This window comes from Williamsia sp. CHRR-6 (genome assembly GCF_018474015.1).
GTDB lineage: Bacteria > Actinomycetota > Actinomycetes > Mycobacteriales > Mycobacteriaceae > Williamsia_A.
This window is the reverse complement of record NZ_JAHCSG010000001.1, coordinates 1,023,674-1,046,415: the sequence shown is the minus strand read 5'-3', so window position 1 is coordinate 1,046,415 and position 22,742 is coordinate 1,023,674. Positions and strand designations below refer to the sequence as shown.

25 protein-coding genes are annotated in these 22,742 nt (G+C 67.0%); 3 read left to right on the top strand and 22 right to left on the bottom strand.

The annotated features are described in order from the left end of the window. Positions 1–71 precede the first annotated feature (71 nt). Together KIK15_RS04650 and KIK15_RS04645 are read right to left on the bottom strand one after the other, a co-directional pair. Positions 72–1,163 (bottom strand): hypothetical protein, encoded by a 1,092-nt coding sequence (locus KIK15_RS04650; RefSeq protein WP_214242924.1) that lies wholly within the window; start codon positions 1,161–1,163, stop codon positions 72–74. Continuing rightward, positions 1,117–1,485 (bottom strand): WXG100 family type VII secretion target, encoded by a 369-nt coding sequence (locus tag KIK15_RS04645; protein WP_214242923.1) that lies wholly within the window; start codon positions 1,483–1,485, stop codon positions 1,117–1,119. The genes KIK15_RS04650 and KIK15_RS04645 overlap by 47 nt, the downstream gene beginning before the upstream one ends. A 111-nt stretch (positions 1,486–1,596) precedes the next feature. Here KIK15_RS04645 and KIK15_RS04640 point away from each other — a divergent pair, with 111 nt between their 5' ends. Then, positions 1,597–2,343: an NAD-dependent deacylase gene (locus KIK15_RS04640; protein WP_214242922.1), complete on the top strand. Its 747-nt coding sequence runs from the start codon at positions 1,597–1,599 to the stop codon at positions 2,341–2,343. Positions 2,344–2,360: 17 nt separating this feature from the next. Here the strand turns inward: KIK15_RS04640 and KIK15_RS04635 are convergent, their stop codons facing one another. From KIK15_RS04635 to KIK15_RS04620, 4 genes are all read right to left on the bottom strand, one after another. After that, positions 2,361–2,633, bottom strand: a complete 273-nt coding sequence (locus tag KIK15_RS04635) for a hypothetical protein (RefSeq protein WP_214242921.1) — start codon at positions 2,631–2,633, stop codon at positions 2,361–2,363. Next, complete coding sequence (locus KIK15_RS04630) at positions 2,630–2,914, bottom strand: hypothetical protein (protein WP_214242920.1); 285 nt, start codon at positions 2,912–2,914, stop codon at positions 2,630–2,632. The genes KIK15_RS04635 and KIK15_RS04630 overlap by 4 nt, the downstream gene beginning before the upstream one ends. Beyond that, positions 2,911–3,288 (bottom strand): hypothetical protein, encoded by a 378-nt coding sequence (locus KIK15_RS04625; protein WP_214242919.1) that lies wholly within the window; start codon positions 3,286–3,288, stop codon positions 2,911–2,913. The genes KIK15_RS04630 and KIK15_RS04625 overlap by 4 nt, the downstream gene beginning before the upstream one ends. An 81-nt stretch (positions 3,289–3,369) precedes the next feature. Then, positions 3,370–6,441, bottom strand: coding sequence for a DUF3427 domain-containing protein (locus KIK15_RS04620; protein WP_214242918.1), 3,072 nt, complete (start codon positions 6,439–6,441; stop codon positions 3,370–3,372). Positions 6,442–6,639: 198 nt separating this feature from the next. On the opposite strand from KIK15_RS04620, the gene KIK15_RS04615 reads away from it, so the two are divergent. Next, entirely contained in the window at positions 6,640–8,292 is a 1,653-nt protein-coding gene (locus KIK15_RS04615; RefSeq protein WP_214242917.1) for an NERD domain-containing protein, read from the top strand. 41 nt (positions 8,293–8,333) lie between these two features. On the opposite strand, the gene KIK15_RS04610 is transcribed toward KIK15_RS04615, so the two are convergent. The 15 genes from KIK15_RS04610 to KIK15_RS04540 form a co-directional block, all read right to left on the bottom strand. Then, positions 8,334–8,651: a hypothetical protein gene (locus KIK15_RS04610; RefSeq protein ID WP_214242916.1), complete on the bottom strand. Its 318-nt coding sequence runs from the start codon at positions 8,649–8,651 to the stop codon at positions 8,334–8,336. 24 nt (positions 8,652–8,675) lie between these two features. Then, a complete protein-coding gene (locus KIK15_RS04605) occupies positions 8,676–9,407 on the bottom strand; it encodes a 2-C-methyl-D-erythritol 4-phosphate cytidylyltransferase (RefSeq protein WP_214242915.1) in 732 nt (243 codons plus the stop codon). 51 nt (positions 9,408–9,458) lie between these two features. After that, complete coding sequence (locus KIK15_RS04600) at positions 9,459–10,805, bottom strand: 2-oxo acid dehydrogenase subunit E2 (RefSeq protein WP_214242914.1); 1,347 nt, start codon at positions 10,803–10,805, stop codon at positions 9,459–9,461. Further along, positions 10,798–11,829 (bottom strand): alpha-ketoacid dehydrogenase subunit beta, encoded by a 1,032-nt coding sequence (locus KIK15_RS04595; RefSeq protein WP_250323925.1) that lies wholly within the window; start codon positions 11,827–11,829, stop codon positions 10,798–10,800. The genes KIK15_RS04600 and KIK15_RS04595 overlap by 8 nt, the downstream gene beginning before the upstream one ends. Further along, entirely contained in the window at positions 11,826–12,872 is a 1,047-nt protein-coding gene (locus KIK15_RS04590) for a thiamine pyrophosphate-dependent dehydrogenase E1 component subunit alpha (protein WP_214242913.1), read from the bottom strand. Before KIK15_RS04590 ends, KIK15_RS04595 begins: the two co-directional genes overlap by 4 nt. Next, positions 12,862–14,184 (bottom strand): NAD(P)H-dependent oxidoreductase, encoded by a 1,323-nt coding sequence (locus KIK15_RS04585; protein ID WP_214242912.1) that lies wholly within the window; start codon positions 14,182–14,184, stop codon positions 12,862–12,864. The genes KIK15_RS04590 and KIK15_RS04585 overlap by 11 nt, the downstream gene beginning before the upstream one ends. After that, a complete protein-coding gene (locus KIK15_RS04580; protein WP_214242911.1) occupies positions 14,184–14,651 on the bottom strand; it encodes a PTS glucitol/sorbitol transporter subunit IIA in 468 nt (155 codons plus the stop codon). The genes KIK15_RS04585 and KIK15_RS04580 overlap by 1 nt, the downstream gene beginning before the upstream one ends. Beyond that, on the bottom strand, positions 14,648–15,025 hold the full coding sequence (locus KIK15_RS04575) for a hypothetical protein (RefSeq protein WP_214242910.1): 378 nt from the start codon (positions 15,023–15,025) through the stop codon (positions 14,648–14,650). Before KIK15_RS04575 ends, KIK15_RS04580 begins: the two co-directional genes overlap by 4 nt. 57 nt (positions 15,026–15,082) lie before the next feature. Further along, positions 15,083–15,679 (bottom strand): hypothetical protein, encoded by a 597-nt coding sequence (locus KIK15_RS04570; protein ID WP_307851730.1) that lies wholly within the window; start codon positions 15,677–15,679, stop codon positions 15,083–15,085. A gap of 19 nt (positions 15,680–15,698) precedes the next feature. Then, a complete protein-coding gene (locus KIK15_RS04565; protein WP_214242909.1) occupies positions 15,699–16,325 on the bottom strand; it encodes a PTS glucitol/sorbitol transporter subunit IIC in 627 nt (208 codons plus the stop codon). 36 nt (positions 16,326–16,361) lie between these two features. Continuing rightward, a complete protein-coding gene (locus tag KIK15_RS04560) occupies positions 16,362–16,790 on the bottom strand; it encodes a transcriptional regulator GutM (RefSeq protein ID WP_214242908.1) in 429 nt (142 codons plus the stop codon). Beyond that, positions 16,787–17,773: a sugar-binding transcriptional regulator gene (locus KIK15_RS04555; RefSeq protein WP_214242907.1), complete on the bottom strand. Its 987-nt coding sequence runs from the start codon at positions 17,771–17,773 to the stop codon at positions 16,787–16,789. The genes KIK15_RS04560 and KIK15_RS04555 overlap by 4 nt, the downstream gene beginning before the upstream one ends. 167 nt (positions 17,774–17,940) lie before the next feature. Next, the gene (locus tag KIK15_RS04550; RefSeq protein WP_214242906.1) at positions 17,941–18,576 is read right to left on the bottom strand and encodes a maleylpyruvate isomerase N-terminal domain-containing protein; all 636 of its coding nucleotides are present in this window, start codon (positions 18,574–18,576) and stop codon (positions 17,941–17,943) included. Further along, positions 18,573–19,409, bottom strand: a complete 837-nt coding sequence (locus KIK15_RS04545; RefSeq protein WP_214242905.1) for a fumarylacetoacetate hydrolase family protein — start codon at positions 19,407–19,409, stop codon at positions 18,573–18,575. Before KIK15_RS04545 ends, KIK15_RS04550 begins: the two co-directional genes overlap by 4 nt. After that, the gene (locus KIK15_RS04540) at positions 19,409–20,524 is read right to left on the bottom strand and encodes a cupin domain-containing protein (RefSeq protein ID WP_214242904.1); all 1,116 of its coding nucleotides are present in this window, start codon (positions 20,522–20,524) and stop codon (positions 19,409–19,411) included. Before KIK15_RS04540 ends, KIK15_RS04545 begins: the two co-directional genes overlap by 1 nt. Positions 20,525–20,592: 68 nt before the next feature. Between KIK15_RS04540 and KIK15_RS04535 the strand changes: the two genes are divergently transcribed. After that, positions 20,593–21,366, top strand: coding sequence for an IclR family transcriptional regulator (locus KIK15_RS04535; protein ID WP_214242903.1), 774 nt, complete (start codon positions 20,593–20,595; stop codon positions 21,364–21,366). A gap of 19 nt (positions 21,367–21,385) precedes the next feature. On the opposite strand, the gene KIK15_RS04530 is transcribed toward KIK15_RS04535, so the two are convergent. Beyond that, positions 21,386–22,711: an MFS transporter gene (locus KIK15_RS04530; protein ID WP_214242902.1), complete on the bottom strand. Its 1,326-nt coding sequence runs from the start codon at positions 22,709–22,711 to the stop codon at positions 21,386–21,388. Positions 22,712–22,742: the final 31 nt, after the last annotated feature.

The window sequence follows — 22,742 nt, the reverse complement described above, 5'->3', positions numbered from 1 at the left end:
GCCACCTTGGTTGGCCACAGGCCCACGATAGATGGTTGTGCCCGCTGGCATTTCGATCTCGTACACCGTATTCACCGGCGACGCTCCCTCATAAGCGCCAGTCGCCGCATCGGTCCACACCGGTTTGACGGCGGTGTCGATGCGCACTTGGGCGGCCGATTGTGCAGGCTCGTCAGTGAACCACCGGCCGAACGGTTGGTTCGCATCACCCCCGCGGTAGAGCGTCTTGGGTGATTCGAGCGTTTCTGCGTTGAGCGACCGCCTGCGAAGTTTGCAGCTTGGGGACGGTCGCCGAAGCGCGCGTCCGCCAGAGGACCGGGGTTCTCGATCATGTTGTATTCGTACGCCTTGGAAGCTGACGCTCCCTCGGCTTCCGTCGCGGCACCCACCCGCTTAACAGCAGCCTCTTCCATCGGCTTGAGCTTGCTGAGTAGTTCGCTGGCTCTGCCTGCGACTCGTCCTATCGATGCTGCTACGGCGCGCGCAGTTTCGATGAGTGCCTCGATGATCCTGCGGATCTTGGCAGCGGCGGCGGCGAGGCGTCCAGCCTCTACTGCCTGTCCGGCGAGTTCTCCTGTGCCGGCGGTGAAGACGCCGACGAGTGCGCTCACAGTCTCGATGGCGACTGTTTGTGCGAGCAGCACTTCGAGTTCGTGGATGATGTCGTGGTGGGCCTGGTCGAGGTGGGCGGCGTACTGCGCGCACGACGAGCCGAGGTCGGTGAAGACTGACGCCAGGTCGCGGAGGTGGGATCCGGCGTCGGTGCATGCTTGCGCGGCGGGTGCGACCTCTGGGCTTTGCTGTGCTGAGACGGCTTGGGCGGCTGCGTGCAGGCGGTCCTGGTGACCGTTGGGCCACAGGTATCCGACCAGACCTTCGACCAGCGACCAGCCGGGCGGTCCGCCGCCGCTGCCGCCGGCTGCCGAGGGCACCGTGGGTGTGGAAAGTGTTGGGGGAGTGGGTGCCGCGCCGACAGAGGCGTCCCCGCCCCCGCCGATCACCGATGATGCGTCGGCGTGGGCGTGGTTCTCGCCGGTGGCGTGGAGGCGGGTGGCGATGTTACCTATCGCCCCGACTGCCGAGGCGGCAGCATCAAGTGCGGCGCGGGCACCCTCGTCATAGCTGTGTGCCCATTCGGTGCCGGCGTTGTCTGATCCGCCCATCCCTGACGAGGCGCCCAGCTTTCCGGTGAGTGAGGTGAGGGCAGCGTGAACCGAACGCGCGCTGGAGGTCATGCTGTCGGGCGTTCGACGCGAGCAGCGCGGCCATCGAATCAAGACCGCCGACAACGTCCTTTGCGCCGTGCAGCCACTGCTGCCAGTCGCGGCGGAAGGCATCGGCCGCTTGCCCCTTCCACCCGCCGTTGAGCAGTGCCTCCACACGTGTGGTCAACGCCCGAACCCGGTCGTCCAGCGTGTCAGCGGCACTACGAATGCCCTGCGACGCGCTGGTGACCTCCGCCGGAGTGACGGTCAGATCAGACATCGCCCCTCCTCGGTCAACTGTCCTGGCGGCTGAGGATACCGTACGCGCGGCGAAGTATCTTGGTCAGCGTGAGCGCTGTCCAAATCGCCTCAGAGTGGTCACAATGAGGGGATGACTGATGCTGCGATCGCCGCCGCTGTCGAGGCGGTTCGCGCAGCAGACGTGGTGACGGTGCTGACCGGGGCAGGTATGTCGGCCGAAAGTGGGGTGCCGACGTTTCGTGACGTGGCGACCGGTGTGTGGGCCAAGTACGACCCGATGACCGTCGCGACACCGGAGGCGTGGGAGGCGGACCCGGCACTGGTGTGGGCGTGGTACCAGCGTCGGCGGGCGCTGGTGCAGGCGGTGCAGCCGAATGCCGGCCATCATGCGTTGGCGCGCTGGGCATCTCGCGCTGATGTCGGGGTGGTGACCCAGAATGTCGACGATCTGCATGAGCGTGCGGGCAGCAGCGATGTCATTCATCTGCACGGCAGCCTGTTCGCATGCCGGTGTGACATGTGTGAACGCCCGCATTCGGTGGCCGTCATCGACCCCGACGGTGATCGGCTCACGCCGCCGGAGTGCGAGTGCGGGGGTCAGGTGCGCCCGGGGGTCGTGTGGTTTGGGGAAGAGTTGCCGCACAATGCGTTCGCCGAGGCGACTGCCCGCGCGACCGGGTGCGATGTGTTTGTGCTGGTCGGGACATCTGGAGTGGTGTATCCGGCGGCGGGCTTGGCGCACACTGCGCGTGACGCCGGCGCCACAGTCATCGAGATCAACCCGCAGGAGACCGAACTGTCTGAGGTCTGCGACATCACCATCCGGTCGACAGCAGCGACCGCGCTACCGGCGATCGCTGGAACAGCCTCTGGCTGAGCGCATTTGGATCAAGGCTACGAAATGAGCTGCGCGATCGCGATGACCGCGAGGTAGGCGGCCGAACCGATTGGCAAGGTGGCGAACCCGGCGAACAATCCGATACCGGCGTGCCGAGGCCGCCCACGAAAGTACGACAACGCCAGAGCGAGAATCGCGAGATTCAGCAGGAGTATCACGCCTAGGTTTCCGAGGTCGGTGATCGTGGCGAGAGTGATGAGTCCAAAACTGAAGGCGGCGCACGGAATACTGGCCGGCCCGAACCAGGTGCCCCGACCGTCAGTGGTCACCGCGGCGCCACCACGAACAAGGCTGTGGCCACCCCGATGAACACGCACGCCGAGATTCCGCACCGCCGGGTGCGTTCACGACGTGACCGGGTGACCAGATAGCTGCAGGCCATCATGCTCAGCCCCGCCAATCCCGTCCACAGGCGGTCGGATGCGGTAACGCCCAACCACGGTGGGAACTCGATTGTCAGAAAGACCAGCGACGACGCGACACCGGCGAGGATGCCCACCCACGTGGCTAACGCCCAACCAGTCGAATCGGGCTGCAGGTCTGTCGTCATGTCGTCCGGGTATCGGCCGGGTCGGCTTCGACGCTGGATTTTCGTAGCTTCCGTCGTGCCCCCCGGACAGCGGCAACAACCAACGTAGCCAACGGAATCGAGAAGTAGCAGGTGCCGATCAGTCCCAGAAGTGCCCATAGAAACGCGGCCAATATGGATGTGCCCATCTCTCCGGCCGAGGCGTGATCGGCCAGGTTCTGGCGCACGAAGACAACGATGAGAATCCCGCTGATGGTCAGGTAGGCAACTAGCGTGCCCCAGGCCACCGACGAAAACCAGAAGTCGATCCGCGCGTTGCGACGCGCAGTCCGCGCATCCTCCTCGTCGGGTTGCTCATCCGGCGGGGTTGGTTCGAGCGAATTTACGTCGGTCATCGCTTGCTTCTCTGGCTCCCCACGCGTGTACGGTCGCAGCATAACGTATCGGATGTACAGGGTGCCCGCAGCGGCCGCGATTCAGCTTGCGATGACCGAGCCGCTGGCGAACGTATCGGCAGGCATGGGGCGCTGGAGTTTCCAGGTGATGGCGATGGGGCGTTCGCCTTCGTGACTCACATAGTCGACAGGTCCCAGGCAGAGGAACGGGTTGGCGCCCATGGGTCCGGTCGGCCGGTCACGAACGAAAAGCAGCACAGTCCTGCCGGTTTCGCGTTGACGAACGTAACGTTGACCCGTCTCCGAGTCTGGGGTGGTGGTGTTGGGTGACTCCCAGTGGAACAACTCTCGGCTGATGGGGAAGTCGCGGTACATCGTCGACGGGGTGAACTCGCCTACAGCCTTGTGGAAGTTGACGAACAGGGCTGCCACCGACCCATCTGGACTCCACGTCACTCCACCAGCCTGCCCCCGGGCCTTACGGTCCAGATCGGCAAAACCGATGGCGGCCAACACTTCCTCGCGCCGATAGTGGGCGTGGGTGGCTAGCCCCGCGATACCGGGCAGTGTCTCGGGAATGTGCCGCACACCGGCGAGCGTCACGTCGACGATCTGTTTCGCCTCTCCAACGATCGCCGGGTGCGCGCGAAGCCGTCGTAGCGCGCTGTCCCAATCGGCGAAACCGCCGCGGTCTGGCCACACCAGGTAGATCAGCATCCGTGCCAACGCCTGCTCGACTGCCGAAAGCTGCTCGTAGGGGGTGCTTGTCGATCCCATCAACCGCAGATAAGCCGCTGCCCGATGGTGGTCATCGATATGGGTGAACGCCCGCATCCGTGCCAGTAGTTCGCTTTCCGCCGGGCCTTCCGGGGGCGTGGGGAGTCCGGCGTCACGCAGCAGGGGAGTCCACGCCCGCGTTCCAGAACCGCAATAAACATCCACCAGTGACGTGCCCGTCGCCGCGAGATACGTAGCAAGAGAGTCGGGTTGGAGCGAGCGGATCTGCTGCACCAGTTGCTTGCGGGTGGGCTTGCGCAGCACGGTGCGCAGGTTGCCCAGCACTGTCTCTTGCGCAACCCGGTCCAGCACAATCCGACTTCCCCCAGGCAGGTAGGGAAACTCGTCGGCGATATCGGCGGCCAGCCGGTCGGGGGTGGATCCACTAAGCGCCAGAAACTTTGCGTCGAATCTGAACTCGGCGCGCTGCATGCCGATGAAATCGAGCACCGTCACCACAGCCTTGCCTCGGCTGCGGCGTAGGCCACGACCCAACTGCTGCAGAAAGATGGTGGGGCTTTGGGTGGGGCGCAGCAGCAACAACGTGTCCACCGAGGGAATGTCCAAGCCCTCGTTGAACACATCGACGGCGAACAGGCATTGCACCGAGCCTTCGCGCAGCATCGCAAGAGCAGCGGCGCGCTCGTCGGACGGGGTGTCACCGGTGACTGCCCGCGATTCCACCCCTTGCCGAGTGAAGGCATCGGCCATGAACTCGGCGTGCTTCACCGAGACGCAAAACCCCAGGGCTCGCATCCGCGACACATCAGCCACTCGGTCCTGCAACGCTTTGAGGATCATTCGCACCCGCGCATCGTTGCCGGTGTAGACCTCCGACAACGCCGATGCCACGTAGTCGCCGCGCGACCAGGCAACCGCTGTCAGGTCGGTGTTGTCGGCCACGCCGAAATAGTGGAACGGGCACAACAGGTCCTGTTCCAACGCATCCCACAGCCGCAGTTCGTAGGCGGTGCGTCCACCAAACCAGCCCAGGATGTCGGTGCCATCGGCCCGCTCCGGGGTTGCCGTTAGCCCCAGCAACTCGCGTGGCTGCAGGTGATTCAGCAGGCGCCGGTAGGTACGCGCGGCCGCATGGTGGAATTCGTCGATGACCACCACATCAAACTGCTCGGCGGCAATGCTTTCCAGGACTGCAGGCGTCAGCGACTGAATGCTGGCGAACACGTGCCGCCACGACGACGGTCGCTGCCCATCCACCAGTAGCTCACCAAAGGTGCCCTCGCCCAGTACTTCCCGGTACATCCGTAGCGACTGCTCGAGAATCTCCCTACGGTGGGCCACGAACAGCAGCGACAGTGACGCCGGATTGCCGTCAGCGAGCGCGCGAAAGTCCAACGCCGCAACCACTGTCTTGCCGGTTCCCGTGGCTGCGACCACAAGGTTGGCGTGACTATCGTGTACTGCACGTTGTGCCGCCAGGGTTTCGAGGATGCGTTCCTGGTGGGGAAACGGCATCACATCGAGCCCTGAGAGCGTCAGCGTTTCCCGCCCCGACCCGCTACCCCCGGCTTCGTGCAGCGCCCGGTCCAGTCGGGGCGCGTCGGCCGCGGGGTTGTAGTCGACAAAAGCTGGATCGTTCCAGTAGGTGTCAAAGGTCGCTTCGAACTTGCGGATCAGCGTGGGTGTGGCGATGCCGGAGATGCGGACGTTCCACTCCAGGCCGTCCACCATGGCCGAACGCGACAGGTTGGAGCTACCCACATATCCGGTGTGAAATCCGCTGTCCCGCCGGAACAGCCACGCTTTGGCGTGCAGCTTGGTCGAAGCGGTTTCGTACCGGATCTTGACCTGCGCGCCATAGATGTCGACGAGGGCGTCGAGGGCGCGGCGTTCGGTGGCACCTCGATACGTGGTGGTCAGCACCCGCAGTGTGATTCCCCGATCGCGCAGGCGCCGCAATTGCGAGTCGAGGACGGTGATGCCGGCGAATCGGATGAAGGCGCACAGCAGGTCGACGTGATCGGCGCTGGCGAGTTCCTTCGCCACCTCCCCAGCCATGTTCGGCTCGCCCCGTGCATTCGTCAGCAGGGTGACATCGGCCAGCGGGGTCTGTGGTCGTGGCGGTGCCGCGTGATCGGCCGCGCGTATCGCACGCAACACCTCTGCGCGTTCCACGGTGTCGGGACCGGCTGAATCGAGCATCGCCAGCACTTCATTGGCCCGAACCCGTTGTTCTTCCGGGGTTCCGGCGGTGAGGTGCCGCAGCGCAGCTTCTGCGATATGTCGGCTGAGCACGGTGGCCGCATCGTCGCGCAACGCCTCGAACTCGGCGTCAGAGTGGGTGGCAGCTAACCGTTGCAGCAGCCGCCGGCTCACCACCGACTCGTATAGCCCCTCGGGCAGACGATCGGTCATAGCGCGCGAGAACCGGTGTGGGTGTCGATGCCGGCAACCCTAGCGGGCTCGACACATTCGTGGTCCGATTCGGTCCGAGTGTCTGGGTTCCCAACCGCGCACTTCCTCTGTGTGGTGACCGGCACGGATTCTGCGAGGTGTGGGGTGCACATCGGCGATCTGCCCGATTCCAGACCACCGACATGCCACAGTGATGACATGGCGCAGACGATTCCGCCCCATCCCCGTTTCGCCAACTCGGCCGAGGAGTTGGTCTACCGCAGGCTGATCGAGCAGTTCGGTGATGATGATCTGATCGTCGTCGGGCAACGGGTGACCGACCACGTCAAGGACCGTGAGGCCGATTTCGTGGTGGCGATGGCCGGCGCGGGCATCGTGTGTCTGGAGGTGAAGGCCGGCGAGATCACCCACGACGGCACCGGGTGGTGGCAGGGCCGGGGCGACACCCGGCATCGAATTGACCCCGTCGCCCAGGCCCGTGGCTCCTGTTATGCCCTGAGGTCTTTCGTCGAGTCTGACCCGCGATGGACCGGGCGACGGGTGCGCTGGACGCACCTGGTGGTGTTTCCGCATTCGTCGGTGCCAGCCGATTTCGCGGTGTCCGACTGCCCGCGGTGGAAGGTGATCGACCGCGATCAGTTGGACCAGTTCGTCTCGATCCTGCACCACGCGTTGATGAATCGCTCCGATCGCGAAGCGCAGCTGGACGTGGATGGGATCGCGGAGCTACGCACGGCATTGGGCGGCCGCGGTCTGCCGCAACACGATGTGGTGGCGCGGGCGTTGGAGACCGCTGGAACTGCCGACCTGCTGTCCGAGCAGCAGGTGATGATCCTGCAGGCCGCCGCGCTGCTGCCACGGGTGGAGGTGCGCGGCGGTGCCGGTAGCGGCAAGACGTATCTGGCGATGGAGCAGGCCCGTCGCCTCGGCCGCGATGGACGTCGGGTGGCGCTGATCTGCTATTCGCATGGCCTGGCCTCGTATCTGCGTCGCACCACCAGCGGATGGTCGCGGCGTGAGCAGCCCGCCTACGTCGGTGAGTTCCACGAGTTGGGCAAACTGTGGGGTGCCCCAGCCGGTCCGGACGAGAGCCTGCGAACCGAGGAGACCGTGCGGTTCTGGGAGCACGAATTGCCCAGTGCCATGCTGAACTTGGCTGAGGCCCTGCCGCCGGGACACCGGTTCGACGCGATCATCGTCGACGAAGCCCAAGACTTCGCCGACCAGTGGTGGCACCCCCTGCTGGCGTGTCTGCGCGACCCGGACAACGGCGGGGTCTACGTGTTCAGCGATGAGGGACAACGGGTGTTCCAGCGGCAAGGCTCGCCGCCAGTTCCGTTGGTGCCGTTGGTGCTCGACGCCAACATCCGCAACACCCGACAGATCGCCGAGACGTTCTCACCGCTGATCGGACAACGAATGCGACTCAACGGAGGCGACGGGCCCGACGTCCGGTTCGTGCCGTGTGACGCGGCCGAGGCACTGGCTGTGGCCGACGATCAGATCGACCCACTGCTCGATGAAGGGTGGCAGCCGATCAACATCGCGTTGTTGGCCACCGGCAGTAGACATCCCGAACAGACTGAACGCCAGGCCGCGGGAAATGCGGCCTACTGGGACACATTCTGGGACGGCGATCAGGTGTTCTACGGCCACGTGCTCGGCTTCAAGGGCCTGGAACGTGATGTGGTGGTGCTGGCCCTCAACCAGACCGCCGCCGACGATCGCGCCAGAGAACGTCTCTACGTCGGATTGTCCCGCGCGCGCGAGCAACTGGTGGTCTGCGGTGACCCTGCCTTCATCCGAGAGGTCGGTGGCGCGGAACTCGCTCGCCGGCTCGACATCCACTGATCCCAACCTTCGCTGGTGCCCGGGGGCAGCCGACTCGACGATCACCGCCGCAGCACAGCCACGAACTCCCGGACAAACTTCAGGGGCTGGGTGGCGATGGCCGCGGGTAGTTCCAGCAGTGTGCTCACCGGCCGCCGTCGCAGTCGGCGCTGCCAGCGTGCCGGCTTGGTCCACACCCGCGACAGCAGATCCTTCACGTACTCCTCACGCAGGTCGGCTTCACCTCGGTGCCAGGTGAATCCGCAGTTCGAGCATTCGGTGGACGCAAGCAGTCGACCCGCATACTGCAGGACGTGGTCGGCTTCTACACCACAGTGATCGCACTGCAGCACCGCGGTCTCACGCCCGTCCACGGTCATCCTCCTGACGGCGAAACAGCCTCGCTACAAACGGTAGTGGTGCATGGCCAGCAGCTTCTCGGCCAAGAACACGTCGTGGGCGTAGGTCACCTTGAGGTTTCGTTCGTGGCCGGCGAAAGTGCGGATCTCGGTGTCGGAGAAGTTCTCCATGCACGATGAGGTGTCGGTGCCTTCGAAGCCGGCCGCGTCGGCAGCCAGGTAGGCGCGCAACAACTCCGGCGCTCGAAACGCCTGCGGGGTCTGCACCCGCACCACCGCCTCGCCGCCACTGACCGGCACCACCGCGCCCTCGTCGTTCACCGCCACCAGCCCACTGACTTCCAACGCCGGTATGGCACCACCGAATTCGCGAGCAACCGACAGCGCCGCCCGCATCATCTCGGTGCCCGCCAGCGGACGGGCACCGTCGTGGATCAGCACGATGTCCGCCCGGCCCGACGCGATGTCGTCGGAGATATGCTGCAGCGCAGCCAACTCCGACTGATGCCGGGTGGCGCCGCCCACCACCAGCTCCACCCCGAGATCGGGGCATTCGCGTTCGACGATTGATCGGGCACGCTCCAGCTCGGCTTCGCGCACCACCAACAGCAGTCGGCTCAACTCCGGTACGGCGGCCAGGGCGTGCAGACTCCACGACACCATCCGACGACCCGCCAACGAAATGTAGGCCTTGTTGGTGTCGCGACCCACCCGGGTGCCCTTGCCGGCGGCCAACACCACCCCGACGCTGCCGCGTCGCTGTCGCAGGAATGCCATCGCACGAGCCTACCCGGCCGTGTGACCTGCCCGGACGCGTCGCCATCGTCGTCACAGGACCAGGCGGCGGGCATCACCGAGGGAACGCGCCAGATGCGCGGTGAACCGTGCCGCCAACGCCCCATCGATCACCCGATGGTCGTAGGACAGGCTCAACGGCAGCATCAACCGCGGCACGAACTGCGACCCGTCCCACACCGGCTGCATGGCTGCGCGCGACACCCCGAGGATGGCCACCTCGGACCCGTTGACGATGGGGGTGAACCCGGTGCCGCCGATACCGCCCAGACTGGAGATGGTGAACGTGGCCCCGGACAGGTCGTCGCCGGTCAGCGTGCCCGCTCGGGCCCGTGTCGACACATCCGTCAGGTCGCCGCTGAGCTCTAGCACGCCTTTGCGGTCGGCGTCGCCGATCACCGGCACCACCAGCCCGTCGTCGGTGTCGACGGCCACCCCCAGTCGGCAGAACCGTTTGAGCACCAACGACTTCTCGTCGGCCGACAGCGAACTGTTCACCCGTGGGTACTCCCGCAGGGCGCGCGCCACCGCCACCATGATGAACGCCAGCAGTGTCACCCGATGGCCGTCGGTGCCAGCGTCGATCTCCCGCCGGAACGCGTCGAGTTCGGTGATGTCCGCCGAATCGTGATGGGTGACATGGGGAATGGTGGTCCACGAGCGGGTGAGGGCCGGACCGGCCACCCGCGCGATGCGACTCAACGCGACCACCTCGGTGGGACCGAACGGGCTGGTCGCCGCCTCGGTGGGCGCTGGCGTGGACGCCTCGGTGGGCGCTGGCGTGGACGCCTCGGTGGGCGCTGGCGTGGACGCCTCGGTGGGCGCCAGAACAGGCGCGGCGGTGGGTGCCGTGGCAGCGGTGCGGGTCTGCGCTGCGGTCTCCACGTCACTCACCGTGACCACACCGCCTGGCCCGGAACCGATCACGGTCCGCAGATCCAGTTGTAGCTCACTGGCGCGACGCCGGGCGAACGGCACCGCGGGCTGCGGTCCGCGTCGGGACGGCGGGGTGGCCCGGGGCACCGCGGCCGTAGCGCCTGCTGCCACCCCTGCCGGCTCCAGCACACCCACATCGGCCGCGGCCGGTGTGGTCTCGGTGGTCGGCTCGGCGTCGAACAGCCCACCCAGCAGGTCGTCGGAGTCGGTGCTGATGTAGGCCAACGGCTCTCCCACGGCGATCACGTCATCAGGTTCAGCGACCAGCCGCCCCAGAGTCCCGTCGACCGGTGATTCCACCTCCATGTCCACCTTGTCGCTGGCCACCTCGCACACCACATCCCCGTTGCGGACGGTGTCGCCGGTCTGCTTGCGCCACAACAAAAACGTGCCCTCGGTCATGGTCATCGACATCTTGGGCATCACCAGGGGAACCTCACGCATAGCTGTTCTCCATCAGTGCCTTGGCCCCGGCCACGATGTCGTCGATCTGCGGGACGCTGGCCTTCTCCAACTCCGGCGCATACGGGATGGGGGCATCCAACCCGCAGAGCCGCTCGATGGGCGCCAGCAGGTGATAGATCGCATCGGATCCCGCGATCCGCGCGGCGATCTCGCTCATGAAGCCGCCGTTGCGGGGGGCCTCCTGCACCAGTAGCACCCGGCCGGTGGCCTTCACCTCCTCGAGGATGGTCTGCTCGTCCAGCGGCACCAGGGTGCGCGGATCGACCACCGTCACCCCGATCCCACTCTCCCGCAACACCTCTGCGGCAGCCAGCGCCCGGGACACCATCACCCCGGTGGCCACGATGGTCACATCGTCACCACGGCAGGCCACATTCGCCTTTCCCAACGGCACCCGGGCATTGCCGACCGGTACCGAGCCGGTGGTCCGGTAGAGCAGCTTGTGTTCCAGCACGATCACCGGGTTGGGGTCGTCGATCGCGGCCAGCAGCAAACCCTTGGCGTCGGCCGCGGTCGCGGGCAGCACCACCTTCAGTCCCGGGACGTGAGCAAACCACGCTTCCAGGCTCTGCGAATGCTGTGCTGCAGCACCGGTTCCCGACCCGGATGGGGCGCGCAGCACCATCGGCACATGCGCCGCCCCACCCAGCATGAAGTGGATCTTGGCGGCCTGGTTGACGATCTGGTCCATCGCCTGGTTGGTGAAGTCGGAGAACTGGATCTCTACCACCGGGCGCATCCCCACCATCGCCGCGCCCACGGCGGCGCCGACGATGCCCAGCTCGGAGATGGGGGTGTCACGCACGCGTTGCGGCCCGAAGCGATCCAGCATCCCCTTGGTCACCCCGAACGCACCGCCATACACGCCGATGTCCTCGCCGAGGATGAAGACTCGTTCGTCGGCCTCCATGGCCAGGCTCAGCGCCTCCCGAACGGCATCGGAGTAGGTCATGTCGGTGGTCTTGGCCGTGCTGGGGGCGGGCGCGGCAATTGTCGTGGTCATCTCGAAACCTCCACTTCTGCAGCGTCGTCTGCGCTGCGGAACACCCCGGAGAGCAACTCGTCCGACCGTGACGGCGGGGCCTCGTTCGCTGCGGCGATGGCGGCGCGGATCTCGTCGCGCGCGGCGGCGGCGATGGAATCGGTGTCAGCATCGGTGAGCGATCCGGCCGCGCGTATCTCGTCGATGAACCGGGTGATCGGATCCCGCTCCCGCCAGGCGTCTATCTCCTCGCGGGTGCGGTACAGGTTCTGGTCACTCTTGGAATGACCCTTGTATCTATAGGTTTCGGCCTCCACCAGGGTGGGTCCGGCCCCGGCACGGGCACGGACCACCGCGGCGGCCACCGCGTCGTACACCTCTTGCACGCTGTTGCCGTCCACCGTCACCCCCGGCATCCCGTAGGCGGCGGCCCGATCACTCACGCGCGCAACGTTCATCGACCGACTGGTCGACATCGACATGCCGTATTTGTTGTTCTCACAGATGAAAACCACCGGCAGATCCCATACGGCGGCCAGGTTGAGGCCCTCGTGAAAAGCGCCCTCGTTGGTGGCGCCGTCGCCGAAGAAGCTGACCACCACGTTCGCGGTGCCCCGCATCTGTTGGGCCAGGGCGGCACCCGCCGCGATCGGGATGCCGCCGCCCACGATGCCGTTGGCGCCGAGGTTGCCGGTGGCCACGTCGGCGATGTGCATCGACCCGCCCCGGCCCCGGCAGTACCCGGTCTCCTTGGCCAGCAATTCGGCCATCATCCGTGTCAGGTCAGCACCTTTGGCGATGCAGTGCCCGTGCCCACGGTGGGTGGAGGTGATCAGATCGTCGTCGGTCAACGCCAGACACGCCCCGGTGGGCACCGCTTCCTGACCGATGGACAGATGCATCGTGCCGTGCATCAGACCGCGGGCGAACAGATCGTCCACCGCCTCCTCGAACCGGCGGATACGCCACATCGTGTGCAACGCGTCGCGGGCCAGCTCTGTGTCACCGGCAACGAGAGTGGTTGTCTCGAGCACTGATTCGCGGGACGCGGACTCAAGCGACATGGGCCACAGCTCCGATGGACTCGGGTAGCCGCTCACCGGCCAGCATCCGATCCTGCAGCAGACGAAGGGCTTCGATGGTGGTGCCGGGACGCAACTCGATGTCCTCAGCGGTGATGATCGCGTCGATGGGCACATCGCGGATGACGCGGGCGCCGTCGAGCAACCCCAGCGGCACCAGGTTCTCGGCACGCACCGTTTCGGCCGACTCGATGACCCCGTACACGCTGGTGCCGCCGATCCCGTCGAGGGTGTCGCCCACCGACAGTGCACGTTTGGCCCCGGCGACCACCTCGGCGTTCCAGTGGGTGGGGGCCAGCGACGGCACCCGGTCGATCACCGCCTCGGCCACCGACAGCGGTGCCTCGATGCTGGCGAGGTGATACGGCCGGTACAGCGTGAAGTAGGGCCCGTCGCCCATCTTCAGGTACGTCATCTCCGAGGCCACGATCGGATCATCGGACTTGATGACCACGAACACCCCCGGCGCCACCGGGCCGGTGCAGTAGTCCACCACGCCCGGTCGATCCAACACGCCGCCCTCGGCGACGGGCCGGAACGTCTGTGACAGTGTCTGCACCGTCGAGGCCGGGCCGTACATGCCGCGGGTGCTGACCTGCAGGCCGGTGGTGTTGGCCAGCGACGCCATCTCGATCATCGCCTTGGACCCATCGACGAAGCTGGCCAACATCTTCGGGTTCATGTGTTTGGCCGCGGCCTCGTCGGCGAGGTCGGCGGGGGTGGCGTGCGGGTTGAGGGGGTTGTTCTTGCCCTTGCCTGCACACACCACCTCGAACGCGAGATCGCGGGCGAAGTCGACCAGTCGTTTGGCCTCGGCCGGCTCGTCGCCACGGCAGACGGTGTAGACCTGCCCGCACTGCTTGGCGATGGCCGAGAGCACGTAGCCGATGGTGACGTCGCACTCCACGTTGAGCAGGGCCACGTCTTTGCCGGCCAGCAGGCCGGCGAAGGCCACCTGTGCGCCCACCTCGGGTACACCGCTGGCGTCGACGATGATCTCCACGGGCAGCCGCGTGAGCAGCGCCGCGTCGGTGACCGCCACCGGTGTGCCGGCGTCGATGGCCGCCGAGAGCTCGTCGAGATCGGTTGCGGTCACCGGACTTTCGCCGGCCTTGTGCAGCGCTTGGGCGGCGCGTCCGGGAATCACGTCGGCCACGGCTGCGATGGTCATGCCGTCGATGCGGCCCACCTGGGCGATGAACCCCAGGCCCATCTGACCGGCCCCCACCAGCCCCACCCGCACCGGGTGACCCAGGGCGGCCTGACGTTCGAGAAGTCGTTGGGTGTAGCTCATCACTGCTCCTGACTGACAGTTGCCGAATGTGCTGCTGCGCTGACGATCCGGAACCGGCTGCCGGGGATCAGCAGGGGCGGCACCACGTCGGGCAGGCAGACGTCGCCGGGGAGTCCGGCGGAGGTCTTACCGTTGAACTTGAGGTCGATGTGGCCGAGGTTGACCAGGTTGTCGTTGGCCACCGCCCCCACCGCGAGGACTTCGAACTCGTGCTCGTCGAGCAGCAGCACGTCACCGGTCTGGATGCCACCGACGTTGACCACCGGCTGGTGCAGCACCGAGATGTCGTGCAGCTCTTCGGGTGCGCCCTCGCCGAAGAAGATGAGGATCTTCTGCTCGACGAAGTCGGCCACCATAGAGCCCACGCGGGTGACGGCGGTGTCGTAGCGCACCGTGTTGTCGGCGGGGGTGTGGGTGGGGGTGTCGGTCACCGGTTCGATGTCGGGCATCGGTGTTGTGGCCGTCACTGCCCGGCCGCCGTCACCTGGTCGGGTCCCACCCCGGAGACGAAGTTGGCCTCGGTGATGAACGATGCGAGTGGCCCGGCCGGCGTGGTGGCGTGCACGTCAACTGTGAGCACACCTTTCATCGGATACACCCCGATGCGGGCGGTGCCGCCGCAGTCGATGACGGCCACCGCCAGCTTGTCGAACGGCGCGGAACTCTTGAAGCCGTCGAAGGTCTCGCCGCCGGTCAGCTCGGCGATGCGCTGGGCCACCGGATGGATGCCGCCGCCGGTCACCGAATAGATCAGCGGCTTGTCTGCGGTGGGGGTCACGGTCAGTGGACCGCCCCAGCCGCCGTTGCCCTTGGTGATGGTGACTGCCGAATACTCGGTCATGGATGTCTCTCCTGGTCTCGAATGATTGCGAAAACGTCTGGTGGCTGGTCGATCTGGTCAGCTGCTGAACAGCCCGAAGCTGGCGAAGTAGGCGATCACCACCGCCAACGGTCCGGTGAGCATCCGGGAGAACAGCACCGCGGGCACACCGACTTCCACCGTCTCCGGTTCGGCCTCGGCCAGCGCCAGGCCGACGGGGATGAAGTCACAGCCCACCTGTCCGTCGATGGCGAACAGGGCGGGCAGGGCGTACTGGGGCGGGATGTTGCCCATCCCGATCTGCACGCCCAGCAGGGTGCCGATCACCTGCGCGATGACCGCACCCGGCCCCAACACCGGTGACAGGAACGGCAGGCACACGATGAACGAGATGAGCAGCAGGCCGAAGACGTTGCCCGCCAACGGCGAAAGCGTGTCGGCGATCCATTTGCCCACGCCGGTGGCAGTGATGAGACCGATGAGGAACGAGATGAACGCGATGAACGGCAACACGTTCTTGATGACGGTGTCGACGCTGTCGCGGCCGGACTGGTAGAACACGGCGACCACCCCGCCCACACCTCGACCGAGTTTGGTCAGGGCGGTGGTGATCTTCTCGAACATGGTGTTGGTGCGCTTGAGGACCGGGGTGGCCTCGGGGCTGGCGATGTTCACTGTGGTGGCTCCTGTTCGATCACGCGGTGGCCGCAGCGGCGGCGACGGCTCGTTCGCGGCGGCGCATCAGGACCCCGGTGAGGATGTCGGTCACGATGCCTCGGATGAAGATGACCAGCAGCCCGACGTAGAAGTAGCGGACGGCGAGGTCGGACAGCGGCAAGTTCAATTTCGTTATGCCCGCAGCGATTCCGGCGTACACGAAGTACTCGCCGGGGTTGGCGTGCGGGAAGATGGCGGTGATGGGGTGGCAGAAGCTGACCGCCGAGTCGTAGAACGCGGGTTTACGGCGTTCGGGCAGAAAGCGTCCCAGCGTGTAGGCCATCGGGTTGGTGAGGAAGAACATCGACAGCACCGGCAGCACCAGGTACCGCAGCGGGTAGTACTGCAGGCCGTCACGGCCGGCCAGTTCGCCCACCTTCTCGATGCGGTGGGTGCCGATCAGGCGGATCAACGCGTTGACCGCGGTCAGCAGCACCACCAGCAGGGGGACGATGCCGGTGAGCAGGGCGGTGAACTGCTTGGCCCCTTCTTGGAACACCCCGATGAAGTGTTCGGCCCAGTTGGCCAGGATGCCGTTGATGCCACCGGGATCGGGCTGGGTGGGCGCAGTCTCGGCGAGAAACTGCACGGTGTGTTGCAACATGAGGAGTCCTCTGTCGAATGGATGGGGAGAAAGCGGTCAGCTCGCCGAGGCCAGCGAACGCGGGTGCGAAGCACGCGCCCGGCTGCGGCGTTTGCGTGCGGCGGTGGAGATCTGGCCTCGGTACAGCTCGGCGGCGTGGGTGGCGGCCGCAGCCACCCGCGGAGTCACTCCGTCGACCGGGCCGGCGATCAGGTCATCGATGCGGGCGCCGATCAGCGCCGGTTGCGGCTTGGGTGAGGCGAACACGGTGAACCCCGACAGCACCCGGGCGTCGGCCACGGCGCCGTCGACGACGGCGATGGAGACGAAGGTGCGCAGCCCGGTCTTGCGGTGTCGCCCGGTGGCGGTGTCGCCCACGGCGCGCAACGTGGCCACCGCACGCATATACCGCTGAGACTGCCGGTACACCAACAACATCTGTCCGATCCACAGGACGACGAAGATCGCGGCGAAGGTGAGGGTCATGTCGGGTTTCCTTGTTCGTTGGGATGGGTGCCGGTGTCGAGGGAGAGGGTGGCGCGGGCGGCGCTCTCGTCGCACACGAGGACATCGAGGTAGCCGCCGCGCAGTGCCCCCAGCAGGCCGGCGGCTTTGACGCGCCCGGAGGTGACGCCCACGACGGTGGGGATGCGGCGCAGGTCGGCGAGGTCGACGGCCAGTACGCGGTCGGTCAGCAGCGGTGAGGTGATGGGGGCGCCGGTGATGTCGTAGTAGCGGGCGCAGATGTCGCCGGCGGGTGACAGTGCCTCCAGCGCAGCACGATCGGTCGGCGACAACGACAGGGCGTCGATGATGGCTGCCGACGAACTGTCGCCGAAGGTTCCGATGCCGACCAGGGCGATGTCGGCCTGCTTGGCCGCCTCCAGAGCCCCGGCGATGGAGCGTTCACCCAAGAACGCATCGCGCGCTGCGGCGTTGGTCACCAGGGCCGGTGCGTGCAGGTATCGGTAGGTCGCCCCCAGCCGAGTGGCCAACTCCCGCACCAGTTCCTGGCCGGTGACCCCGGTGTTGACCGACGACAACCCGCCCACCAGCTGCAGGACCTCCACGTCGTAGCTGCGGGCGGCGGTGGTCTCCCACACCATCGCCTGCAGGGCTGTTCCCCACGACAGGGCCACCCGCTGGTTCTCGCGCAGGTTGTCCAGCAGCCACTGCGAGGACAGGCTGGCCACCGCCGACGCTGGGCTGAGGCCGGCTTCGAACCCGGCCACCTGGCAGTCGTCGAGGCCGAAGCGTTCGCACAGCGCGGCCTCCAGGTCGGGGCGGCGCCGAGCGCTGTCGATGATCCGGATCTCGACGATGCCCTGCTGTCGGGCGGCGGTCAGCATCCGCGACACGTTCGACCGGCTGGTGCCCAGGGCGTCGGCTACCGCTTGCTGCGAGGCGCCGTCGACGAAGTACATCCGCGCCGCTTTCACCAGCTGGTCTCGATCCCGCTCCGCCGTCACGCTCACATCCGTTCACCGAGAATCACTTTTGTCAGAAGCGGTTCTAACATGTGACCTACGCCATAGGCAAGGGGGTGAATGTGAGCACGTCGGCGTCCGTGGTGATCGCCGCACGGCACGTTTGTGCGCCGACAGTCACCGATGATTCAGTGTTCGTCAGGTGGTGGTCACAGCCAGGGCGCCAGCGGGCCGACCTCTACCCCGTTGCGCGTCACCCCGTGGTGTCGACGTCCCGCCAGCCACGCCACCCGATCCTCCAGCGCCCCGGTGACCTCAGGGATGGGTCCCCGTCGGGCGCGGATGTCGACCTCAAGTGCCCGCAGGAACTCCACCGGGAGATCGGCGAACGACATCGTGGAGGCCAGGTCGGCGGCGTGCACCATCACCTCCCGAGCCCGTAGCCACGGGATCTCGGTGGCCGGTAGGTCGCGACCCTGTGCAGTGCGAACCGTTGCGCCCCAGGCGGTGTCGTCGAGTGCGGCCAGATCGGCGTCGAGTGCGGTGGCCTCGCTGGCCCACCGGTCGCGTAGTTCGGCGGCCGGTAGGCGGGAACCGGCCTCGATGTCGTCGGCCCGCTGCTGCGACGAGGCGTACATCGGGGTCTGCTCGCCGGTGGCGGCCCAGTGCACCAGGTTGCGTAGTGCGCGAGCGTTGGCCGCCACATGGGCCACCAGGTGTGCTCGAGACCAGCCGGGCAGACCTGACCGGCCACTCAGCGCGGCGTCGTCGATCGCATCCAATGCCCTGGCCCACAACAACGTTCCCTCGGCAACCCATCGCAGGGTCTGCTCGCGATCGCTCATCGGGGTTCGGTCACCACCAGGTTGTCCAGCCGCCCGATGCCCTCGATCTCGGTGATCACCCGATGACCGGGCTGCAACCGCAGCGACGGCGTGCGTGCATGGCCCACGCCGCCGGGCGTGCCCGTGGCGATCAGATCGCCTGGAGCCAGGCGCACCATCGTCGAGACGTACTGCACCAGCGCCACCGGATCGAACACCAGATCGCCGGTGGTGTCGGCCTGCATCATCTGCTGGTCCACACTGCAGGTGATCGCCACGACCGGACGCACCCCACCGGGCAGCTCGTCGGGTGTCACCAGCACCGGACCCACCGGTGTGGTGTGCTCCCATGTCTTGCCCTGCAACCACTCTCGGGTGCGGAACTGCCAGTCGCGACATGTCACGTCGTTGACCACGGTGAAGCCGGCGATGGCGGCGGCCGCCTGCTGTTCGTCGGCGCGGCGCACCGAGGCGCCGATCACCACACCCAACTCCGCCTCCCAGTCCAGCGCATCGGTCTCGGCCGGATGGTGGATGGCATCGTGGGCACCGATCAACGCATCGGTGTACTTGGCGAACAGCGTGGGATGGGTGGGCAGGTCGCGGCCCATCTCCAGGATGTGGGTGCGATAGTTCAAGCCGACGCACACGATCTTGCCCGGGCGTGTCACCAGTGGTGCTGGTTCGGCGGCGGACAGGTCGTGACGGCGACCGGTGGCCGTGGCGGCTCGTTCTCGCCAATCATCCTGCTCCAACAGGGTTCCCACATCAGGGGCGTCCAATTCGGTTGCGATGTCGGCGTCTACCCGCACTGCCTGGGTGCGACCGGCGAGGCGCAGGGTGGCGAGCTTCATCAGGCGTCCACCTCGCTGCGGAACAACCCCAACCGGTGCAGCACCGGTGCATCGCCGAACTGGAACAGGTCCAGGGCGCCGGAATCGGAGTCTGACGCGCCTGCCTGCGAGGTGACCGACACCGCCTGCCAACTGGGCACCACGAACAGGTCTCCGCGGGTGACACTCCAGGTGCTCTCGCCCACGCGCACCAGCCCCGACCCGTCGAACACCTGGTAGACACTCGATCCGGTCTCGCGCCGCGGTGCGGTGGTGACCCCGCGCGCAATCCGATGGAACTGCGCGCGGATGGTGGGCAACGCATCGCCGCCGGTGCGGGGGTCGGTGAACCGAACCAGCGCGTGCCCCGGTTCGACGGTGCCGGGGTGACCGGTGCGTTGTAACTCCAACTGATCGGTCAACGCAGCATCGGTGTGCTCCCAGCGGTAGGCCAACAACGGGCTTCCCGGTCGCTGCGATCGGTGCCCCACGGGGGTCAATCCCGGATGGCCCCACAGCTTTTCCGATCGTGACCGCGGTGGCAGGACGCGTTCGGCGGCGCTGATGGCATCGCGACCCACATCGAAGAACTGGGTGTCCAAGGCGTACTGCAGCGGGATGTCCAGCCCGTCGATCCATGCCATCGGTCGGTCGGCGGTGTTGTGGTGGGCATGCCGGTTCAGCCCGGCCTGCGGTAGGAAGTCGCCGCGCCGCATGGCCACCGGGTCACCCTCGACGACGGTGGCCACGCCGTGACCCTCCACGACGAACCGGAACGCGTGTTGGCTGTGTCGGTGTTCGGGGGCGTCCTCGTGTGGCATCAGGTACTGGATGGCGGCCCAGATGGTGGGGGTGGCGAAGGGACGCCCCGGCAAGCCGGGGTTGGCCAACGCCAGCGCGCGTCGCTCTCCGCCGCGACCCACCGGCACCAGGTGTCCGGCGCGATCGGCCAACTCCAGCAGGCGGTTCCACCGCCACAGGTGCGCACACGCCTGCGAGCGCGGATGCGCAGGCATCAGGTCACCCACCTCGGTCCACAGTGGCACCAGGTGCTCGGCGGCGAACCCGCGATGCAGGTCGGCAAGCGCGGGGTCCGCGAGCGCCGGATCGAGCCCCGGCTGATCGACTGTCGTCATCGTTCAAGGCTCGACGGTGGCAGCCCGATGCCGTCTAGGATTCTGCTGGGCGGAACGGAGGTGGCGGGATGCGGGAGATCAAGACTCCACCGGCCTACGTCGTCACCAGCGTCGACCACGCCCTGCGCATCGCGGTGATGTTGCAGATGGAGGGCGCGTTGACCGTCAGCGAGGTGGCGCAGCGCCTCGGGGTGGCCCGCTCCACCGCGCATCGGCTGTTGTCCACGTTGGTGTTTCGTGACTTCGCCGAGCAAGACGACCGTCGCCGCTATCGACCCGGTCGAGTGTTGGCGCTGGCCCACCACTCGTATGTGGAGACCTCGCGGCTGCGAACGGTGGCACTGCCGACGATGCTGGAGCTGATGGAGGTGTTGGGTGAGACGGTCAATCTCACTGTGCGCGTGGGAGTCTCGGTTCGGTTTGCCGCCAGCGTGGAATGTGCTGCCGCACTTCGGGTCACCTCGCGCGAAGGTATGGCGTTCCCCGCTCACCTGACCTCCGGCGGCATGGTGTTGCTGGCGGCGTTGGATCCCACCGAGGTGCACGAGCTGTACACCGCAGCACCCGCCGACCCAGAGGAACTGGCCGAACGGCCCGACCCGACCCGTCTGCAGGGCGAGTTGGCCAAGGTGCGTCGTGCGGGGTTCGCGCTCAATTCTGAACGCTCCGAACGGGGCATCGTGGCGGTGGGGGTGGCCGTGCGAGGCGCCGACGGACCTGTGGCGGGGCTGGCCGTGGCCATGCCCAGCGTCCGCTACGACCGACACCGGTTGCCGTGGCTGGTGGAACGGCTACGGCGGGCGGCCGCCCAGATCGAGGGCCACCTCACCGAGACTTCCTGACCGCGTCGACCCCGTGTCGTCAGCGGGCCAGCGCCGCCGTCACCGGCGTCGGCTGTACCTGCGGCCGAGCTGACCGCAGGTACAGCAGCAGCAACAGTGCCGCGGCGACCCCCGACGCCGCCGCGAACAATCCGATGCTGCCCGTCGCGCTGGTGGGGTCTCGAGTGAGGATCCATCCTGCGGCGGTGGGGGCGATCACCGCTCCGATACGCCCGCCACCCAGCGACGCACCCAGCGCGGTGCCGCGCACGCCGTCGGGGTAGTGCCCGGCGATGGCCGCGATCACCAGGCACAGAGTGCCGTGGCTGCCGGCACCCGCGATGATCAACAGCCCGTAGACCAGGCCCACCGACGACGGGAAGGTGGTGAGCGCGGCCAGGCTCAGCGCCCCCGCCGAGGCGGCCACCACCGCCACCCGCAGCGCGCCGAAACGTGTTGCGCTCCAGGCGGTCACCCCAGACACCGCCACCGCTCCGAGGTTGAGGGCCAGCAGGTAGGTGACGGGATCGCTGCCCAGGTCGAAGCGGGCGTCGGCGCGGGTCAGCTTGGGCAGCCAGGTGCCCAACCCGTACCAGGTGAACATGGTGGCGGTGGTGGCCAGGACGAACAGTGCGGTGCTCAACGCGTACGGGCGCCGCAGCACGGTGCGCGCCGCCGTGGGGCCGGGGCCGACAAGCGTTGGTGTGGGCCGCAACCGGTAGTTGGCTTCGATGCGCGCGGCCTGCTCGAGGTGGTTGCGGCTGCGCAGCCACGTCGGTGACTCCGGCAACGCCACGGCGGCCGCCGCCGCGAGCACCAGACCGAGAAATCCGAAGTGGTACAACGGCGCCCAGCCATGATCGTCGATGACCTGCAACGCCACCACCGAGGCCAGCGCACCACCCAACGGCACCCCCGACATCATCGCCGTGGTCACCACCGAACGCCATCGGGGTGTGACGAACTCGGTGGTCAGCGCGTTGGCCGACGGGATGAGTGCACCCAGGCCAAGCCCGGCCAGAAAGCGCATCAGACCGAATTGTTCGGGCCCAGTGGCCCATCCGCACACCCCGGTCCACACGCTGAACCACAGCGTGGCGCCGATGATCGCGCGTCGGCGACCGAACCGGTCGGCCAGTGCACCGCCACACAGGGCGCCGACGAGCATGCCTGCGAAGGCGAGGCTGCCCAGGTGTCCGGCGTCGTCGGGGGTCAGCGGCCAGCCGGGCTCACGCAGCAGCGCGGGGATGGTGGCCCCGTAGACGATGAGGTCGTAGCCGTCGAAGATGACCAGCGACCAGCAGAGCACCACGACCCACAGGGCCGAGCGGGAATGTGCCGAGCGGGAATGTGACGTGGCTGACATACGCACACGATCAATCCGGCGAACCCGAACC

Bases quoted from the DNA above. Each gene is read 5' to 3' on its own strand.
- KIK15_RS04650 (WP_214242924.1), bottom strand. From the start codon at position 1,163: ATGGGCGGATCAGACAACGCCGGCACCGAATGGGCACACAGCTATGAC.
- KIK15_RS04645 (WP_214242923.1), bottom strand. From the start codon at position 1,485: ATGTCTGATCTGACCGTCACTCCGGCGGAGGTCACCAGCGCGTCGCAG.
- KIK15_RS04640 (WP_214242922.1), top strand. From the start codon at position 1,597: ATGACTGATGCTGCGATCGCCGCCGCTGTCGAGGCGGTTCGCGCAGCA.
- KIK15_RS04630 (WP_214242920.1), bottom strand. From the start codon at position 2,914: ATGACGACAGACCTGCAGCCCGATTCGACTGGTTGGGCGTTAGCCACG.
- KIK15_RS04625 (WP_214242919.1), bottom strand. From the start codon at position 3,288: ATGACCGACGTAAATTCGCTCGAACCAACCCCGCCGGATGAGCAACCC.
- KIK15_RS04620 (WP_214242918.1), bottom strand. From the start codon at position 6,441: ATGACCGATCGTCTGCCCGAGGGGCTATACGAGTCGGTGGTGAGCCGG.
- KIK15_RS04615 (WP_214242917.1), top strand. From the start codon at position 6,640: ATGGCGCAGACGATTCCGCCCCATCCCCGTTTCGCCAACTCGGCCGAG.
- KIK15_RS04610 (WP_214242916.1), bottom strand. From the start codon at position 8,651: ATGACCGTGGACGGGCGTGAGACCGCGGTGCTGCAGTGCGATCACTGT.
- KIK15_RS04605 (WP_214242915.1), bottom strand. From the start codon at position 9,407: ATGGCATTCCTGCGACAGCGACGCGGCAGCGTCGGGGTGGTGTTGGCC.
- KIK15_RS04600 (WP_214242914.1), bottom strand. From the start codon at position 10,805: ATGCGTGAGGTTCCCCTGGTGATGCCCAAGATGTCGATGACCATGACC.
- KIK15_RS04595 (WP_250323925.1), bottom strand. From the start codon at position 11,829: ATGACCACGACAATTGCCGCGCCCGCCCCCAGCACGGCCAAGACCACC.
- KIK15_RS04590 (WP_214242913.1), bottom strand. From the start codon at position 12,872: ATGTCGCTTGAGTCCGCGTCCCGCGAATCAGTGCTCGAGACAACCACT.
- KIK15_RS04585 (WP_214242912.1), bottom strand. From the start codon at position 14,184: ATGAGCTACACCCAACGACTTCTCGAACGTCAGGCCGCCCTGGGTCAC.
- KIK15_RS04575 (WP_214242910.1), bottom strand. From the start codon at position 15,025: ATGACCGAGTATTCGGCAGTCACCATCACCAAGGGCAACGGCGGCTGG.
- KIK15_RS04565 (WP_214242909.1), bottom strand. From the start codon at position 16,325: ATGTTGCAACACACCGTGCAGTTTCTCGCCGAGACTGCGCCCACCCAG.
- KIK15_RS04560 (WP_214242908.1), bottom strand. From the start codon at position 16,790: ATGACCCTCACCTTCGCCGCGATCTTCGTCGTCCTGTGGATCGGACAG.
- KIK15_RS04550 (WP_214242906.1), bottom strand. From the start codon at position 18,576: ATGAGCGATCGCGAGCAGACCCTGCGATGGGTTGCCGAGGGAACGTTG.
- KIK15_RS04545 (WP_214242905.1), bottom strand. From the start codon at position 19,409: ATGAAGCTCGCCACCCTGCGCCTCGCCGGTCGCACCCAGGCAGTGCGG.
- KIK15_RS04540 (WP_214242904.1), bottom strand. From the start codon at position 20,524: ATGACGACAGTCGATCAGCCGGGGCTCGATCCGGCGCTCGCGGACCCC.
- KIK15_RS04535 (WP_214242903.1), top strand. From the start codon at position 20,593: ATGCGGGAGATCAAGACTCCACCGGCCTACGTCGTCACCAGCGTCGAC.
- KIK15_RS04530 (WP_214242902.1), bottom strand. From the start codon at position 22,711: ATGTCAGCCACGTCACATTCCCGCTCGGCACATTCCCGCTCGGCCCTG.